Here is a 278-nt window from a genome sequence, read left to right on the forward strand (position 1 = left end):
GTCCCGGCGGGGGCGACCCCGAAGGACGGGCCGTCGGCGGGGGTGACCATCCTGACGGCCCTCGCCTCCCTCGTGACCGGGAGAGCCGTCGACCCGACGCTCGCGATGACCGGCGAGGTGACCCTCTCCGGCGCGGTGCTCCCCGTCGGCGGGATCAAGGAGAAGGTCCTTGCGGCCCACCGGGCCGGGATCAAGACGGTCATCCTCCCGCGGGAGAACGAGCGGGATCTCGAGGACGTCCCCGAGGATGTCCGCAGCGATCTTACGTTCGTGACCGT

General features: G+C 71.6%; 1 protein-coding gene. It reads left to right on the top strand.

Going from position 1 to position 278, the window contains the following annotated elements; genetic code table 11:
• On the top strand, positions 1-278 hold a 278-nt coding region (locus ACI94_RS02015; RefSeq protein ID WP_286681029.1), incomplete at both ends, for a S16 family serine protease.

The sequence above is a fragment of the Methanoculleus sp. DTU007 genome, from assembly GCF_001512385.1.
GTDB lineage: Archaea > Halobacteriota > Methanomicrobia > Methanomicrobiales > Methanoculleaceae > Methanoculleus > Methanoculleus thermophilus.